Genomic DNA, 15,844 nt, shown 5'->3' with positions numbered 1-15,844 from the left:
AACAGCAATAAATTTCGCTCGGGCATTAAAAAATGGATAAAATTTACTTCTGGTAATTACCATTTATTTACTCGACAAATCATGATGCTGAAAAACGTTGTTTTCCCTTTGCTTATTGCCGCCGCATTGGCGGGCTGCGCCCATGGCCCCACGGTCCAGAATGACTTGCCGAATTCGCTGACGGCGCACGTCAACAACGACGCCACCGGCACGATGGTCATGCGCGGCGCTAACCTGTACACGTTTGGCAATGAGCACTGTGAATCGGCAGAGATGAAAGCCTCGAACATCTCCATGAGCAGCCAGGAAGCACTGTCCACCATTCCTCTGACTCCAGGCAAACCGCTCACCTTCGCGCTGACGACCGTCAATGCGCAGGGATTCAAAGGCAACTGGGGCTGTTCTGTCACCGCAACCTTTACCCCGGAAAATGGCAAGCGTTATTCCGCCCTGTTGCAGACCGAAGGCGATAACCGCACTTGCCAGATGACGGTGACGGACCAGGACAACAGGATCGTTCCGACGATGATGCCCGAATACTCCTGCGTCAAGACGCTGGCCGGCACGGTCAAGAATGGCGAGCGGCACGCGTCGTCGCCTTATGTGCCCGGAATCCGCGTGGTCCGCTAAGCCGGCCGCCGCCCATGCACAATCTCACGGCAAGCCGCCGCCTGGCGCTGATGTCGATATTGGCTGCGACACTGACGGCATGCTCGACGGCCTACCAGGACGGGCGCTCCTCGTCGCTATTGAAAAATCCGAGGGGCGGCTACGATGAGGAAAAAGGGCCGGGCGGACTGATCAAGGTAAGGTATGTCGGCAATCGCGAGATATTGATGTACCAGGTTCAGCACTACGCCTTGTATCGGTGCGCGGAGATCGCCCAGCGCGAAGGCAGTCCCTACTTCGCCCTGTATCAGACCCTGGCGGACGCGCTGCAGGATCGCCGCGCCGACACCGTGCGGCCAACGACCTTGCTCGGCATCCCGCATGCGGAGGTCTACATCCAGCTGCACCCGGCAGCCGGTCCCGGCTTGCTGTCGACCGCGCGAAGGCTGTCCGACCTGAAACCGATCGTGTTCAAGGACCCGACGTGAAGCGCCGGAACGGCTTGCCTGGCCTGTCGTATGCCATGACACCGTTCGCCATGACACTGTGCGCGATGACGCTGTGCGCCTGCGCGGCCCCCGATTACCAGCCGGCGCCATCTGCAGCGCTTGCGCAGGTCCGCTTCGTGAACCTCGGCCGGCCACACATCTGCGTCTCCGGCACATCGTTCGCCCTGCACCCCGACGCGCGCGGCTATGCGAGCGTGCCGGCAGGCCGCATGGTGCACTTGACGGCGGAATTCAAACAAGGGGCGGGCCACTGCTCGCCGGCGCTACGGTTCATGCCGCAGGCGGGCCAAACCTATGACCTCGCCGTCGAGGCGCGCGCCGAACAATGCTTCGTCACGGTGATGCGGCACGACCCGTCGGCACAATACGGACTGCGCCTTGTCACGGACGCGGCGCCGGCACCGGGCATCTGCAGATAATGGACGAACAAGGCGCGGACAAGACGCGCCGCGCCATGCTGCATTACTCGATCCACATCGCCTGCACCTGCGGCGTCCCGCTCCAATCGGCCGGATACACACCCTGTTTCAGGTACCGGTGAAACGTCGAATACGGCCAATCCGCCGCACGCGCCGCATGTCCATGCCGCACCGGATTGAAATGGATGTAATCCACGTGACGCGCAAACTCGCGGTCGTTGCGGATCTCGTGCGCATCGACGCCCCGCTGCCAGACCGACGCATCGCGGTGTTCGATGCGTGAGGGATTGCGCGTACCGGTCGATACCGTGGACACCAGGGCAACGCGCGACACGGCGTTCCTGATCATCGCCCAGCGTGCCGCATGGTCGGCATCGCCCTCGGGCAGGGTCCAGATGCAATGCAGGTGATCCGGCATCAGCACCCATGCGTCGATGTCGAAGGGGCGCGTGCCGCGGACGTCGACGATGGCGCGGCGCAATGCCGAGCGAATCGGCGGCAGGCACAGGACAGGATTGCGCCGGAACGACACCAGCGTGAAGAACCAGGTGTTGCCCGTAGGGAGCCGGCGATGGCGGGGCATGGTGGCGCGCATGGCAGAGGATGCGTCGGGCCCTTATGACGGGCGCGCGCTCAGTCGTCCCGGTCCGCGCCGTCCGGCCCCAGCATCAGCTGCGCCGCCTCGCTCGGCAGGGCCTCCACCGATTTCAGCTTGCGCGCCATCTGGCGGCTGCGCACCTCGGCGTTTTCGATGTTCTTCGCGGCCTTTTCCAGTGTCGCCTTGGTGGCCGCCAACACGTCGCCGAACTTGGCGAACTCGGTCTTCACCGCGCCCAGCACCTGCCACACTTCCGACGAGCGCTTTTCCAGCGCCAGCGTGCGGAAGCCCATCTGCAGGCTGTTCAGCAATGCCGTCAGGGTCGACGGGCCGGCAATCGTCACGCGCAGGGAACGCTGCAATTCGTCGGCCAGGCCCGGCCGGCGCATCACTTCGGCATACAGGCCTTCAGTCGGCAGGAACAGGATGGCGAAGTCGGTGGTCTGCGGCGGCGACACGTACTTGTCGCAGATGGTTTTCGCTTCGCCCCGCACCGCGCGTTCGAGCTCGGCGCCATGGCGCGCCACGCCGTCGGCGTCGGCGCGGTCCTGGGCATCGAGCAGGCGTTCGTACTGCTCCTTCGGGAACTTGGCGTCGATCGGCAGCCACAAGGGCGCGCCGCCATCGACCACGCCCGGCAGCTTGATCGCGAATTCCACGCGCGCGTTCGAGCCCAGCACGGTCTCGACGTTCTTCGCGTACTGGTCGACGGTCAGCACCTGCTCGAGCAGCATCTCGAGCTGCACTTCGCCCCAGGTGCCGCGCGTCTTGACGTTGGTCAGCACCCGCTTCAGGTCGCCCACGCCGATGGCCAGCTGCTGCATTTCGCCCAGGCCTTGGTGTACCTTTTCCAGGCGCTCGGAGACGTGGCGGAAGGATTCGGTCAGGCGGTTTTCCAGCGTCGTGTGCAGCTTTTCGTCGACGGTCTGGCGCATTTCCTCGAGCCGCCTGGCGTTGTCTGTCTGCAGGTCGCGGATCTTGGTTTCCAGGGTCGCGCGCACTTCCAGCATGCGCTGGGCGTTCGATTCGGTGAGGTTGGCCAGGGTCTGCTGCAGGGTGTCGGCGAAGCGCTTCAGGGCGCGCGCCTGTTCCTCGCGGCCGCCGGCGGCGTGCAGCTGCATCTGCTGGCGCATGCTGTCGAGCTGCTGGACGGTGGCCGCCTGGTGCTGGGCCATGTGGCCGGCCAGTTCCTGGCGCGTGGCTTGCGCACTGTGCTGCAGCTCCAGGCGCAGCTCGCGCTCGACGCGTTCGAACTGCTGGCCCTGGCCGGCGCCATCGCTCGAGCGTGCGCGCAGCAAGACCAGCACCTGCAAGACGACGATGGCGGCCAGCGCCACCACCAGTACCGCGAATTGAAGGGTGCTCATTCAGTCGGCCTTGTTGCGCATCCAGTCGGCGGTCTGGTAGAAGGAGGTCATCAGGCGCATGCGCAAGTCATCGTCCATGCCGATGTCTTCCATCGCCCAGGCCATGGCGCGCAGCCACTGGTCACGCTCGCTCGTGCCGATACCGAACGGCAGGTGGCGTGCGCGCAGGCGCGGGTGGCCGTAGCGTTCGATGAAGAGGTCGGGCCCGCCCATCCAGCCGGACAGGAACATGAACAGCTTTTCGCGCGAGCTGTCGTTCGGTTTCGGGTGCAGCGCGTGGATGCCGGCGAATTCCGGCTCCAGTTCCATCAGGTCGTAGAAGCGGTCGACCAGTTCGCGCAAGCGGCTTTCGCCGCCGATGATTTCGTACAGGGTTTGGTTCTCGGACATACCGTGATGATAGCGCGTCGGCCGTCCCGATGGGAACGGCCGGCGCCGTCATTTACATCTCCGTTACGCTTCCCGCAGCGTCTGCAGCGGCGGCTGGCGCAGCACGCTGCGCAGGCCCAGCCAGCCGCCGACCAGCGCACAGGCCGCGCCGACCGCGATCCCCGCCAGCCACACGCCCGGCTCGAAGGCCCACTCGAACTTGAACTGGTAAGTCGCCAGCCCCCAGCCCAGCGCCGCGGCGCCGGTTGCCGCCAGCAGCCCGGCCAGGCCGCCGACCAGCACGAACTCGATGCGCTGCGCCGTCGCCAGCTGCTTGCGCGTGGCGCCCAGCGCCCGCAACAGCCCCGCTTCGCGCGTGCGCTCGGACTGCGATCCCATCAGCGCCGCATACAGCACCAGCACGCCCGAGGCCAGCGTGAACAGGAACAGGAACTCCACGGCGGTGACCACCTGGTCCACCACTTCCTGGATCTGGCGGATGATGCCGCTGACGTCGATCACGGTCAGGTTCGGGTAGGCGCGCGCCAGCGTGCTGGCCAGGTTGGCGCCGCGCTCGGGCAGGTGGAAGGCCGTCATGTAGGTGGCCGGTGCGTTCGCCATCGCCTGCGGGTTGATGATGACGAAGAAGTTGGCGCGCATTGAGCCCCATTCGAGCTTGCGCAGGCTGGTGATCTTCGCATCGACCACGATGCCGGCCATGTCGAAGCGCATCACGTCGCCCAGCTTCAGGCCCAGGGTTTTCGCGATGCCCTGCTCGACCGAGGCTTCCGACACGCCCGGCGCGTCCCGGTACCAGCTGCCGGCGACGATGTCGTTGCCCTCCGGCGCATCGGCCATGGTCGACAGATTGAATTCGCGGTTCGCCAGGCGGCGCGCATCGTCGCTCGTGTAGGTGCTGGAGGTGACCGGCTGGCCGTTCACGGCGGTGAGGCGGCCGCGGATCATCGGGTACAGCACCGGCTGCTCGACGCCGGCGCCCGCGATGCGCTTGGAGACATCCTCCTTCTGGTCGGGCAGCACGTTGATGATGAAGCGGTTCGGCGCATTCTCCGGCGTCGAGCGCTGCCAGGCCGCGACCAGGTCGCCGCGCACCACGGTCAGCAGCAGCAGCGCCATCAGGCCCAGCGCCAGCGACACCACCTGCACCACGGTGGCGCCGGGGCGGCGCTGCAGCGAGGTCACGGCGAAGCGCCAGCTCTGGTTGCTGGACACGCCGCGCAACCGGCGCAACAGGCGCAGGCCGAGCCAGGCAACCAGGGCGAAGAAGGCGAAGCCGGCCAGGAAGCCGCCGGCGGTGATCAAGGCCAGCTTCGGGTCGCCCGCCTGCCACAGCAGCAGGGCGACGAACACACCCGTGCCCAGGCCATAGGTGGCCAGCGCCATGGGCTGGGGCGCGGCCTGTTCGCGCCGGATCACGCGGTTGTGCGGCACGTTGCGCAGCTGCAGGACCGGCGGCAGCGCGAAGCCGACCAGCAGCAGCATGCCGGTGGCGATGCCCTGCAGCGCCGGCAGCAGGGACACCGGCGGCAAGTCGGCCGGCAGCAAGGTGCCGATCAGTTCCAGCAGCACGAAGTGGGCCGCAAAGCCCACCGCTACGCCGACCAGGCTGCCCGCCAGGCCGACCAGCGCGAACTCGATCAGGTACATGGCGCCGACCTGGTTCTGGGTCATGCCGAGGCAGCGCAGCATGGCGCACGCGTCCAGGTGCCTTTGCATGAAGCGGCGCGCCGCCATTGCCACGGCCACTGCCGCCAGCATCGCCGACAGCAGGCCGACCAGCGACAGGAAGCGGTCGGCGCGGTCCAGCGTGGCCTGCATTTCGGGGCGGCCGTTTTCGAGCGACTCGACGCGCACGCCTTTCACGTTGTCGGCCTTGATGCGCGCCCGTACCCAGGTCTCGTACTCGCGCACGCGCGCCAGGTCGTTCTTCGAGGGCGCCGCCACCTGCATGCGGTAGGTCACGCGCGCAAAGTTGTCGACCAGGCCGGTAGCTGGCAGGTCGGAGATATTCAGCATCACGCGCGGCGCGAAATTGGCGAACGAAGCCCCGCGGTCCGGTTCGGCCGCAAGCAGCTGGGCGATGGTGAAGCGGCTGTCGCCCAGCTGCAGCGCGTCGCCGACCTTCACGCCGAGGGCCGGCAGCAAATTGGCGTCGACCCAGACCGTGCCGGGCGCCGGCACTTCGCGCGTGCGCTGGCCGATGGCGCTGCTCGCGTCGTCCGGGTTGATGGTGATTTTCAGCTCGCCGCGCAGCGGATAGCCGCTAGAGACGGCCTTGATCGAGGCCAGCTGGGCCTGCGAATCCTCGCCCTCCCCGCCTTGCGCCATGCTGGGGAAGGTGACGGTGTCGGCCAGCAGCAGGCCGCGCCGCTGGGCTTCCGCGCGCCAGGCAGGCGCCACCTGTTGGTCGGCATTCACCAGCAGGTCGGCGCCGAGCAACTGGTTGGCGTCGCGCGCCAGGCCGGCGCGCATGCGGTCGATGAAGAAGCCGACCGAAGACAAGGCGGCGACGGCGACGATCAGCGCCACCAGCAGGAAGCGCAGTTCGCCCGCGCGCCAGTCGCGTGCGGTCATGCGGAGGGACTGGATCAGCACGGGCGGCTCCTTGTTGTTATCGCTGCGTTAAGTCGGGTTGACGACGGTGTCGGCCGCCGCGTGCTCGAAGAAGGTGTCGACTTCGGCCAGGAAGGCGCGCTTCTGTTCGTCGTCGAGGAAGGCGGCGGCGAAGCTGTTGCGCGCCAGCTGGCGCGCATGCGAGACGTCCAGCGGCAGCGCATCGAAGGCGGCGATGAAGTTCTCGTTCAGGTAGCCGCCGAAATAGGCCGGGTCGTCGGAGTTGATGGTCACGGCCAGGCCCTTGTCGAGCAGGGTGCGCAAATTGTGCGCGGCCATCACGTCGAACACGCGCAGCTTGATGTTCGAGAGCGGGCAGACGGTCAGCGCCATCCGTTCGCGCACCAGGCGCTCGACCAGTTCGGGGCTTTCCAGGCAGCGCACGCCGTGGTCGATGCGCTCGACCTTCAACACGTCGAGCGCGCTCTCGATGTAGGCCGGCGGCCCCTCCTCGCCCGCATGCGCCACGGCGCGCAGGCCGAGCCCGCGCGCACGCTCGAACACGCGCGCAAATTTTTCCGGCGGGTGGCCGACTTCCGAGGAATCGAGGCCGACGCCGATGAACTTGTCGCGGTGCGGCAGCGCCTGGTCCAGCGTAGCCAGCGCGTCTTCTTCGGACAGGTGACGCAGGAAGCACATGATCAGCGTGGCGCTGATCGGGCCCTCCTGGCAGGCGCGCCAGATGCCGTTGATGACGGTCTCGAAGGGCACGCCGCGCGCGGTATGGGTCTGCGGATCGAAGAAGATCTCGGCGTGGCGCACGTTGTCGGCGGCGGCCCTGGCCAGGTAGGCCGCGGTCATGTCATGGAAGTCCTGCTCGGTGAGCAAAACGCTGGCGCCGGCGTAATAAATGTCGAGGAAGGATTGCAGGTCGCTGAAAGCGTAGGCCTGGCGCAACGCCTCGACCGAGGGATAAGGCAGAGATACATCGTTCCTTTGCGCCAGCGCAAAGATCAGTTCGGGCTCCAGCGAGCCCTCGATGTGGATGTGGAGCTCCGCTTTCGGCATCTGTTGTAGGGTGGTGCGCAGTTGCTCGGTCAGCATGATTTTCTCCAGCTAAAGTCGGTATGGTAGGGCTCGACCGGCAAGTGTACCGCATGCTGCCGCAGCCCTGTTTTCATTCGCTAAGTGAGGTTAAGAACGGGCTGGGAACAGTATGCAGTATGCGTGCGCCACCTGTTGGCGGTATCGTGCACTATCGACTCGACGCTTTTGACAACTCATCAGTTTGCACCGCGAAAACAGGGCGAGACAACCCTCTGGCGGGGTTCGCCCGAACCATTTTTCGCCCTTCTCCATACTGCCTAAAAAACCTTGTTTTCCCTTCACAATCAAAGACTTGTTGCTGTTACGGTCGTGCACACGATACTGCTTTGACTTCGAGAACGGATAGGCACATAATAAATTTCAGCAATACAAGAAGACTCTCCACAAAGGAAAAGCCGGTCACAAGCCGCTCATAACAAGAAGTATTCGCCTGAGCCGCCGCCATTTGCGCGTCGCTACCCGGGGCGCCCGCTCATAACAAGGAAGTACGCCAAGAAAAAAACGGGACTTGGCAGTCGGCATGGTTCGACTGTCGTGACAGTGATCGTCGTTAGCAAACTAAAGGACATGCACATGACCATTTTTGACAACTACGCAGCCCGTTATGAGCGTACCCGGGAAGAAGAATATTCCCTGTCGGAGTACCTTGCCCTGTGCAAGAAAGACCCGCTGACCTATGCCAGCGCGCCCGAGCGCATGCTCGCGGCGATCGGCGAGCCGCAGCTGGTCGATACCCGGCTCGATCCGCGGCTGTCGCGCATCTTCGCCAACAAGGTCATCAAGATCTATCCCGCCTTTAAGGAATTCTACGGGATGGAGGAAGTCATCGAGCAGGTCGTCTCCTACTTCCGCCACGCGGCGCAAGGCCTGGAAGAGCGCAAGCAGATCCTCTACCTGCTGGGGCCGGTTGGCGGCGGCAAGTCCTCGATCGCGGAAAAGCTGAAACACCTGATGGAACAGGTGCCCTTCTACGCGATCAAGGGTTCGCCCGTGAACGAGTCGCCGCTGGGCCTGTTTAACGAAGAAGAAGACGGCGTCATCCTCGAAGAAGACTACGGCATCCCGCGCCGCTACCTGCGCTCGATCCCCAGCCCCTGGGCCGTGAAACGCCTGCACGAATTCGGCGGCGACATCAACAAGTTCCGCGTCGTCAAGCGCTATCCGTCGATCCTGAAGCAGGTCGCGATTTCGAAAACCGAACCGGGCGACGAAAACAACCAGGATATCTCTTCGCTGGTGGGCAAGGTCGATATCCGCAAGCTCGAGGATTATTCGCAGGACGATCCCGACGCCTACAGCTATTCCGGCGGCCTGTGCCTGGCAAACCAGGGCCTGATGGAATTCGTCGAGATGTTCAAGGCGCCGATCAAGGTGCTGCACCCGCTGCTGACCGCGACCCAGGAAGGCAACTACAAGGGTACCGAGGGCTTCGGTGCGATTCCCTTCGAGGGCATCATCCTGGCGCACTCGAACGAATCCGAGTGGAAGAGCTTCCGCAACAACCGCAACAACGAGGCTTTCCTCGACCGTATCTATATCGTGAAGGTGCCGTATTGCCTGCGCGTGTCGGACGAAATCAAGATCTACGACAAGCTGATTCGCAATTCCTCGCTCGAGCGTGCGCCCTGCGCGCCGGGAACGCTGCGCATGATGGCGCAGTTCGCGATCCTGTCGCGCCTGAAGGACCCGGAAAATTCCAGCGTGTACTCGAAGATGCTGGTCTACGACGGCGAAAACCTGAAGGACACCGACCCGAAAGCCAAGTCCCTGCACGAATACGTCGACTATGCCGGCGTCGACGAAGGCATGAACGGGCTGTCGACGCGCTTTGCATTCAAGATCCTGTCGAAGGTCTTCAACTTCGATAACACCGAAGTCGCGGCCAATCCGGTACACCTGCTGTACGTGCTGGAACAGCAGATCGAGCGCGAGCAATTCCCGCCGGAGCAGGAACAGCGCTACCACTCGTATATCAAGGAACACCTGGCCCAGCGCTACGTCGACTTCATCGGCAAGGAAATCCAGACCGCTTACCTGGAAAGCTATTCCGAATACGGCCAGAACATCTTCGACCGTTACGTGACCTTTGCCGACTTCTGGATCCAGGACCAGGAATTCCGCGACCCGGATACCGGCGAAAGCTTCGATCGCGAATCGCTGAATGCCGAGCTGGAAAAGATCGAAAAGCCGGCGGGCATTTCGAACCCGAAGGATTTCCGCAACGAGATCGTCAACTTCGGCCTGCGCGCCCGTGCCACCAACGGCGGCAAGAACCCGGCCTGGACCAGCTACGAAAAGTTCCGCACTGTTATCGAGAAAAAAATGTTCTCGAATACGGAGGAACTTTTGCCGGTTATTTCGTTCAATGCCAAGGCCAGCGCCGAGGATGCGACCAAGCACGCCGACTTCGTCAACCGCATGGTCGAAAAGGGCTACACCGCCAAGCAGGTACGCCTGCTGTGCGAATGGTATCTGCGCGTGCGGAAATCCTCGTGATGGCATGACGGAACGGGCGCCCGCCTCTGGCGCCTGTTTCGTGAAGGAAGGTCGAGGCGCTGCCGGGCAGCATCCCAGGCCCGGTGTGCGCATTTTTGACGACCCTGCCAGCCGTGCGCACCCCTCATGCGCACGGGGAGGATTAAGATAGGGGTGCCGCGCAGGCGTTGACACGACTGCCGGCCCGCCCCGAATTTCAGCAGGAGGCATGTTTTGACTTACCTCATCGACCGACGCTTGCAGGGCAAGAACAAGTCCGCCGTCAACCGCGAACGCTTCCTGCGCCGCTACAAGGCGCAAATCAAGGATGCGGTCGGGCGCGCCATCAAGGGCCGCTCGATCACCGATATCGAGAACGGCGAAAAGGTCTCGATCCCGGTCAAGGACGTCAACGAACCGCATTTCGGCCATGCCCACGGCGGCGTGTGGGAAACCGTCAATCCCGGCAACACCGAATACCAGAAAGGCGACCAGTTCAACCGCCCGCGCAGCGGCGGCGGCGGCTCCGGGCGCGGACGCGCCGGCAACAGCGAGCAAACGGTCGAGGACGATTTCATCTTCGAACTCTCGCGCGAAGAGTTCATGAACTACTTCTTCGAGGATCTCGAGCTACCGAACATGGTCAAGACGCAATTGACCCAGACCATCGACTTCAAGACCCAGCGCGCCGGCTACAACGTGTCCGGCACACCGTCCAACATCCACGTGCTGCGCTCGCTGCGCGGCGCCCTCGGCCGGCGCATCGCCGTGGGCGGACCGAGCCGGCGCGAGCTCGAGCGCGCCAAGGAAGAACTGCAGGCGCTGCACGAGCAGGAAGTGAGCGAAGACGATCCGCGCGTGATCGAATTACGGCGCCAGATCCACCACTACCACACGCGCATCAACGCGATTCCCTTCATCGACCCCTTCGACCTGCGCTACAGCAACCGCATCAAGGTGCCGAAACCCAGCACCCAGGCCGTGATGTTCTGCATCATGGACGTCTCGGGCTCGATGGACGAAACCCGCAAGGACACGGCCAAGCGCTTCTTCATCCTGCTGTACCTGTTCCTGAAGCGCGTGTACGAACGCATCGACGTCGTCTTCATCCGCCACCACACGGCCGCGGCCGAGGTCGACGAGGACGAATTCTTCCACTCGCGCGAATCCGGCGGCACCGTGGTGTCCTCGGCCCTGCACCTGCTGCAAAAGGTGATCGGCGAACGCTATTCCACCGCCGACTGGAACACCTACGTGGCCCAGGCCTCGGACGGCGACAACTGGGACAACGATTCCGTGCTGTGCAAGCAATTGCTGAGCAACGGGATCATGCCGAAAGTCCAGTACTACACCTATGTCGAGATCACCGACGGCCCGCCCCAGAACTTGTGGGAGCAATATACCGAGGTGGCGGCCCACCACCCCAATTTCGCCATGCAGAAGATCGTGACGCCGGCCGACATTTATCCGGTATTCCGGGAGTTGTTCAAGAAACAGCCGAAATAGGCGGGGAGCCTTCGCCGCCCGCCCTACTATATATATAGGCACGCATATGCCAGACGACCGTACCCCCAACCCCAGGGCCCTGCCCGAACAGTCGGAGTGGACCTTCGACCTGATCGAGCAGGCGCACGAAGAAATCCGCCGGGTCGCGCAAAAATTCGGCCTCGACACCTACCCGAACCAGCTCGAGATCATCACCGCCGAGCAGATGATGGATGCCTACACCTCGGTCGGCATGCCGGTGTCGTACAACCACTGGTCCTTCGGCAAGCATTTCCTCACGACCGAAAAAAGCTATAAACGCGGGCAGATGGGCCTGGCCTACGAAATCGTCATCAACTCGAATCCCTGCATCGCCTACCTGATGGAGGAAAACAGCCTGACCATGCAGGCGCTGGTGATCGCCCACGCCGCCTATGGCCACAACTCCTTCTTCAAGGGCAATTACCTGTTCCGTACCTGGACCGACGCCGAGGCGATTGTCGACTACATGGTGTTTGCCAAGAACTACATTGCCGAATGCGAGCAGCGCTATGGCATCGACGCGGTGGAAGACCTGCTCGATTCCTGCCATGCGATCCAGAACTACGGCGTCGACCGCTACAAACGGCCGGCGAAACTGTCCGTGGCCCAGGAAGCGGCGCGCCAGAAGGAGCGCGAAGAGTATGCGCAATCGCAGGTGAACGCCCTCTGGCGCACCGTGCCGCGGCGCGAGGAAGAGGAACGGAACACCCCGCCGCCGCGCTTCCCGATCGAACCCGAAGAAAACCTGCTGTACTTTATCGAGAAGTACGCGCCGCTGCTCGAACCCTGGCAGCGCGAACTGGTGCGCATCACGCGCAAGATTTCCCAGTACTTCTATCCGCAGCGCCAGACCCAGGTGATGAACGAAGGCTGGGCCACCTTCTGGCACTACACGATTTTGCAGGAACTATATAAAGAGGGGATTGTCGGCGACGGCTTCATGCTCGAATTCCTGCAAAGCCATACCAACGTGGTCTTCCAGCCGGCGGCAACCAGCCCGTATTACTCGGGCATCAATCCCTATGCCCTCGGTTTCGCGATGATGAGCGATATCCGCCGCATCTGCGAGAACCCGACCGATGAAGACCGCTCCTGGTTCCCGGACATCGCCGGCAGCGACTGGCGCAAGACCCTGGACTTCGCGATGCGTAACTTCAAGGACGAAAGCTTCATCGCCCAGTACCTGTCGCCCAAGCTGATCCGCGACTTCCACTTCTTTGCCGTGCTCGACGACGACCGCAGCGACAAGCTAACCATTTCCGCCATCCATGACGAAGCCGGCTACCGCTACGTGCGCCAGCAGCTGGCCGAACAATACAATATCGGCAACCGCGAGCCCAACATCCAGGTCTGGCAGGTGAACACCCGCGACGACCGCGCCCTGACCCTGCGCCATACCCAGTTCCAGCGCCGCCCCCTGAACGGCCAGGCCCAGGAGGTGCTGAAGCACGTAGCCCGGCTCTGGGGTTTCGACGTGCGCCTGGAAACCGTCGACACCGCCGGCCACGTGGTGAGCTTCCTCGATTGCCGGCGCGAGAAACGCAGCCGCTGAGCGCACTCCGCCTTCCCATCCCTCCAAATCCGAGTCCGAAGGCACGAATTCTCAGGAATTCGTGCCTTTTTGCAACTCTTCTACTGAGCCATATCAATAAGTTGTATCGACATCATCGGGACTCATGCCCATGCCCCGTGCACTCTATTGCTGTGTTACCTAACGCACGCCCCACTTTGGTGAAACTGGCTATAGTTTGCAAAAAGCTCAGCATTGCACTATATGATATTTGCTAGGCAGCAAATTCGGCGTGCAAAATTCGGTCTAGGTGCTGGTCTTTCCTGATGTTCTACAGTTGGTACGGAAACAAGGTGGTTTCTTGTAATTTTTGCTAGTATTTGAGTGCGCTTTTTTGCACAGCGAGAGTGCGGCCGGATGAGCTGTATTGCTTGTTTTTACAGGCATTTACGTGCGTTTCAGGGCCTCAAAAATACCTGTGCAAAAAAGAATTCGTAGGTATAATTCGCCGATGTCCCGGATGCGGCCTTGTCTTTTCGTCGTGTTTTGTGGGTTTAGTAGCAACAAAAAGAGTTGGTATTGGAGAAAGCAGGCATGAATTTTTCACATGATAAGGAACCGGGGAAGAATCTCACTGGTATCACCATTGTGGTCCTGTTGCACGTCTTGGTCGGCTGGGGGATCATTAATGGTCTCGGTACGAAAGTGATCACGAAGGTGCAGGAGGCAGTGGAGACCAAGCTGATTGAAGAGGTGAAGCCGCCTCCGCCACCGGAAACCCCGCCGCCACCGCCACCGCCGGAAATGAAGGCACCGCCACCGCCATTCATCCCGCCGGTCGAGGTCCAGGTGCAGCAACCGCCGCCGCCGCAAAACACCATTGTAGCCGCGACGAACACGCCGCCACCGACGACCAACCTGGCGCCACCGGCACCACCGGCTCCGCCAGCTGCGCCTCCAGGCCCGGCACCGGCACCGGTCAGCACCCCGGCAGTCGCAGACTTCAGCACCTGCGCCAAGCCAGAGTATCCGAAGTCGGCAGCACGTAACGAAGAAGAAGGTACGACGACGCTTTCGTTCCTGATCGGTGTGGATGGCCGCGCAATGGACTCCAAGGTCACGAAATCGAGCGGTTCGCGTGATCTGGACAGGGCCGCTCAGGCAGCCATCGGCAAGTGCCGCTTCAAACCGGCCGTCGTCAACGGTCAGCCTCAGCAGGCATGGGCTCCAGTTCAGTACGTCTGGTCGCTGGACCAATAAACCGAGACAGCTCACCGTCTCACATTATGATTTTCGTTGTCATCTGATCAGCGAACTGTCTATTTTATATTTCTGGAGGAAGCATGTTTAAGAATACCCGTTTGTCCGCTGTTCTGGCGGCTGTCCTGTTCTCGGTTACGGCGGCATCGGCCCTGGTCTCGGCACCGGCCTTCGCTGACGCACCGGCTGCAGGCGCAGAAGCCCCAGCGGCAACCGCTCCGGCAACCGACGCAGCTGCCGCTCCGGCCGCTGACGCCGCTGCCGCTCCTGCAGGCGACGCAGCCGCTCCGGCCGCCGCCGCTGGCGAAAAAGAAGAAGTCCACAACCCGTACGGCTTCACCGCCATGTGGGAAGAAGGCGACTTCGTCAACAAGGGCACCATCATCATCCTGTCGCTGATGTCGATGGGTTCGTGGTACATCATCATCACCAAGCTGATCGACCAGTCGAAGATCATGCGCCAGTCGAAAGAAACGTCGCAGAAGTTCTGGAAAGCCAACTCGATCGCTGCCGGTTCGGCCGCGCTGAAAGAAGGTTCGCCATTCCGCTTCATCGCTGAAACCGGCACCAAGGCAACCCAGCACCACGACGGCGCCCTGCTCGAGCAGATCGACCTGTCGACCTGGGTGACCATGCAGATCCAGCGCGCAGTGGACCGCGTCCAGTCGCGTCTGCAAGATGGCCTGTCGTTCCTGGCAACCGTTGGTTCGACCTCGCCGTTCATCGGTCTGTTCGGTACCGTCTGGGGCATCTACAACGCACTGACCGCCATCGGCATGTCGGGTAACGCGTCGATCGACAAGGTTGCAGGTCCTGTGGGTGAAGCACTGATCATGACCGCCTTCGGTCTGTTCGTTGCAGTTCCTGCCGTTCTGGGCTACAACTGGCTGGTCCGCCGCAACAAGTCGGCCATGGAAGACATCCGTTCGTTCAGCGCCGACGTGCACTCGGTCCTGATCTCGGGCGCGATGAACACCTCGGAAGCCGCTCGCGCTGCTGCGTCGGCCAAGAAGATCGGCTAATACCCGGTCCGTCTAATAAGATTGGATAAATTATGGGAATGAGTGTCGGCTCCGATTCCGGAGATGATGATGCCGTGATGTCAGAGATCAACACGACGCCGCTCGTCGACATCATGTTGGTTCTTCTGATCATCTTCCTGATCACCAGCCCGGTGGTCCTGCAGCTGCAAAAAGTGAATCTGCCGGCGGAAGTCAACCAGGTCACCAAGACCGCGCCGGAAGACATCAACATCACCGTCAACAAAGACGGCGAGATGTACTGGAACCAGTCGCGCATCGCGAATACGGACGAGCTGTTCAAGTTCTTCGCGGAGCAGTCGGTGAAAGTGCCGCAACCTGCAGTGAAGGTGCGTGGCGACCAGACCACTCGATACGAATCGATTGGCCGGGTCATCTACACGGCACAGCGTGCTGGGGTGCAAAAGGTCGGTTTCGTTATCGAACCACCTGACAAGGGCGGCTGACAAGCCAACCAGTGAACCGGGCTTCGGCCCGGTT

14 protein-coding genes are annotated in these 15,844 nt (G+C 62.4%); 9 read left to right on the top strand and 5 right to left on the bottom strand.

Annotated elements, in window-relative coordinates; all coding sequences use genetic code 11:
- The first annotated feature begins 81 nt into the window (after nucleotides 1-81).
- Genes LK540_RS16120 through LK540_RS16110 form a run of 3 tightly spaced genes read left to right on the top strand, consistent with a single transcriptional unit; the run spans nucleotide 82 to nucleotide 1,537 of the window.
- Nucleotides 82-630 carry a hypothetical protein gene (locus LK540_RS16120; RefSeq protein WP_229438322.1) on the top strand — a complete coding sequence of 183 codons (549 nt, stop codon included), beginning with the start codon at nucleotides 82-84 and terminating at the stop codon, nucleotides 628-630.
- Between the two features lie 14 nt (nucleotides 631-644).
- Entirely contained in the window at nucleotides 645-1,097 is a 453-nt protein-coding gene (locus tag LK540_RS16115) for a hypothetical protein (protein WP_229438321.1), read from the top strand.
- Nucleotides 1,094-1,537 (top strand): hypothetical protein, encoded by a 444-nt coding sequence (locus tag LK540_RS16110; RefSeq protein WP_229438320.1) that lies wholly within the window; start codon nucleotides 1,094-1,096, stop codon nucleotides 1,535-1,537. Before LK540_RS16115 ends, LK540_RS16110 begins: the two co-directional genes overlap by 4 nt.
- 43 nt (nucleotides 1,538-1,580) lie before the next feature.
- Here LK540_RS16110 and LK540_RS16105 read toward each other — a convergent pair whose 3' ends face one another.
- The 5 genes from LK540_RS16105 to LK540_RS16085 all read right to left on the bottom strand — a co-directional run bounded on the left by LK540_RS16105 (nucleotide 1,581) and on the right by LK540_RS16085 (nucleotide 7,549).
- Entirely contained in the window at nucleotides 1,581-2,132 is a 552-nt protein-coding gene (locus LK540_RS16105; protein ID WP_229438319.1) for a transposase, read from the bottom strand.
- 38 nt (nucleotides 2,133-2,170) lie between these two features.
- On the bottom strand, nucleotides 2,171-3,502 hold the full coding sequence (gene rmuC / locus LK540_RS16100) for a DNA recombination protein RmuC (RefSeq protein ID WP_229438318.1): 1,332 nt from the start codon (nucleotides 3,500-3,502) through the stop codon (nucleotides 2,171-2,173).
- On the bottom strand, nucleotides 3,503-3,892 hold the full coding sequence (locus LK540_RS16095; protein WP_229438317.1) for a group II truncated hemoglobin: 390 nt from the start codon (nucleotides 3,890-3,892) through the stop codon (nucleotides 3,503-3,505).
- Nucleotides 3,893-3,955: 63 nt separating this feature from the next.
- Entirely contained in the window at nucleotides 3,956-6,466 is a 2,511-nt protein-coding gene (locus LK540_RS16090) for an ABC transporter permease (RefSeq protein ID WP_267498816.1), read from the bottom strand.
- A gap of 48 nt (nucleotides 6,467-6,514) precedes the next feature.
- Nucleotides 6,515-7,549, bottom strand: coding sequence for an adenosine deaminase (locus LK540_RS16085; protein ID WP_229438315.1), 1,035 nt, complete (start codon nucleotides 7,547-7,549; stop codon nucleotides 6,515-6,517).
- Nucleotides 7,550-8,125: 576 nt separating this feature from the next.
- Between LK540_RS16085 and LK540_RS16080 the strand changes: the two genes are divergently transcribed.
- The 6 genes from LK540_RS16080 to LK540_RS16055 all read left to right on the top strand — a co-directional run bounded on the left by LK540_RS16080 (nucleotide 8,126) and on the right by LK540_RS16055 (nucleotide 15,810).
- On the top strand, nucleotides 8,126-10,048 hold the full coding sequence (locus LK540_RS16080) for a PrkA family serine protein kinase (protein ID WP_229438314.1): 1,923 nt from the start codon (nucleotides 8,126-8,128) through the stop codon (nucleotides 10,046-10,048).
- A gap of 213 nt (nucleotides 10,049-10,261) precedes the next feature.
- Entirely contained in the window at nucleotides 10,262-11,533 is a 1,272-nt protein-coding gene (locus LK540_RS16075) for a YeaH/YhbH family protein (protein ID WP_229438313.1), read from the top strand.
- A 46-nt stretch (nucleotides 11,534-11,579) separates the two neighbouring features.
- Nucleotides 11,580-13,106: a SpoVR family protein gene (locus tag LK540_RS16070; RefSeq protein ID WP_229438312.1), complete on the top strand. Its 1,527-nt coding sequence runs from the start codon at nucleotides 11,580-11,582 to the stop codon at nucleotides 13,104-13,106.
- Nucleotides 13,107-13,658: 552 nt separating this feature from the next.
- On the top strand, nucleotides 13,659-14,324 hold the full coding sequence (locus LK540_RS16065) for an energy transducer TonB (RefSeq protein ID WP_229438311.1): 666 nt from the start codon (nucleotides 13,659-13,661) through the stop codon (nucleotides 14,322-14,324).
- Between the two features lie 83 nt (nucleotides 14,325-14,407).
- On the top strand, nucleotides 14,408-15,346 hold the full coding sequence (locus LK540_RS16060; RefSeq protein WP_229438310.1) for a MotA/TolQ/ExbB proton channel family protein: 939 nt from the start codon (nucleotides 14,408-14,410) through the stop codon (nucleotides 15,344-15,346).
- A gap of 32 nt (nucleotides 15,347-15,378) precedes the next feature.
- On the top strand, nucleotides 15,379-15,810 hold the full coding sequence (locus LK540_RS16055; RefSeq protein WP_229438309.1) for a biopolymer transporter ExbD: 432 nt from the start codon (nucleotides 15,379-15,381) through the stop codon (nucleotides 15,808-15,810).
- Nucleotides 15,811-15,844 lie beyond the last annotated feature (34 nt).

The organism is Massilia sp. IC2-278 (assembly GCF_020708045.1).
GTDB lineage: Bacteria > Pseudomonadota > Gammaproteobacteria > Burkholderiales > Burkholderiaceae_D > Telluria.
This window is presented reverse-complemented; position numbering and strand designations above follow the sequence as displayed.

Excerpts from the sequence above, each read along its gene's own strand:
- rmuC (WP_229438318.1), bottom strand. The coding sequence starts at position 3,502 with ATGAGCACCCTTCAATTCGCGGTACTGGTGGTGGCGCTGGCCGCCATC.
- LK540_RS16055 (WP_229438309.1), top strand. The coding sequence starts at position 15,379 with ATGGGAATGAGTGTCGGCTCCGATTCCGGAGATGATGATGCCGTGATG.
- LK540_RS16070 (WP_229438312.1), top strand. The coding sequence starts at position 11,580 with ATGCCAGACGACCGTACCCCCAACCCCAGGGCCCTGCCCGAACAGTCG.
- LK540_RS16090 (WP_267498816.1), bottom strand. The coding sequence starts at position 6,466 with ATGACCGCACGCGACTGGCGCGCGGGCGAACTGCGCTTCCTGCTGGTG.
- LK540_RS16120 (WP_229438322.1), top strand. The coding sequence starts at position 82 with ATGATGCTGAAAAACGTTGTTTTCCCTTTGCTTATTGCCGCCGCATTG.
- LK540_RS16095 (WP_229438317.1), bottom strand. The coding sequence starts at position 3,892 with ATGTCCGAGAACCAAACCCTGTACGAAATCATCGGCGGCGAAAGCCGC.
- LK540_RS16065 (WP_229438311.1), top strand. The coding sequence starts at position 13,659 with ATGAATTTTTCACATGATAAGGAACCGGGGAAGAATCTCACTGGTATC.
- LK540_RS16105 (WP_229438319.1), bottom strand. The coding sequence starts at position 2,132 with ATGCGCGCCACCATGCCCCGCCATCGCCGGCTCCCTACGGGCAACACC.
- LK540_RS16115 (WP_229438321.1), top strand. The coding sequence starts at position 645 with ATGCACAATCTCACGGCAAGCCGCCGCCTGGCGCTGATGTCGATATTG.
- LK540_RS16060 (WP_229438310.1), top strand. The coding sequence starts at position 14,408 with ATGTTTAAGAATACCCGTTTGTCCGCTGTTCTGGCGGCTGTCCTGTTC.
- LK540_RS16080 (WP_229438314.1), top strand. The coding sequence starts at position 8,126 with ATGACCATTTTTGACAACTACGCAGCCCGTTATGAGCGTACCCGGGAA.
- LK540_RS16085 (WP_229438315.1), bottom strand. The coding sequence starts at position 7,549 with ATGCTGACCGAGCAACTGCGCACCACCCTACAACAGATGCCGAAAGCG.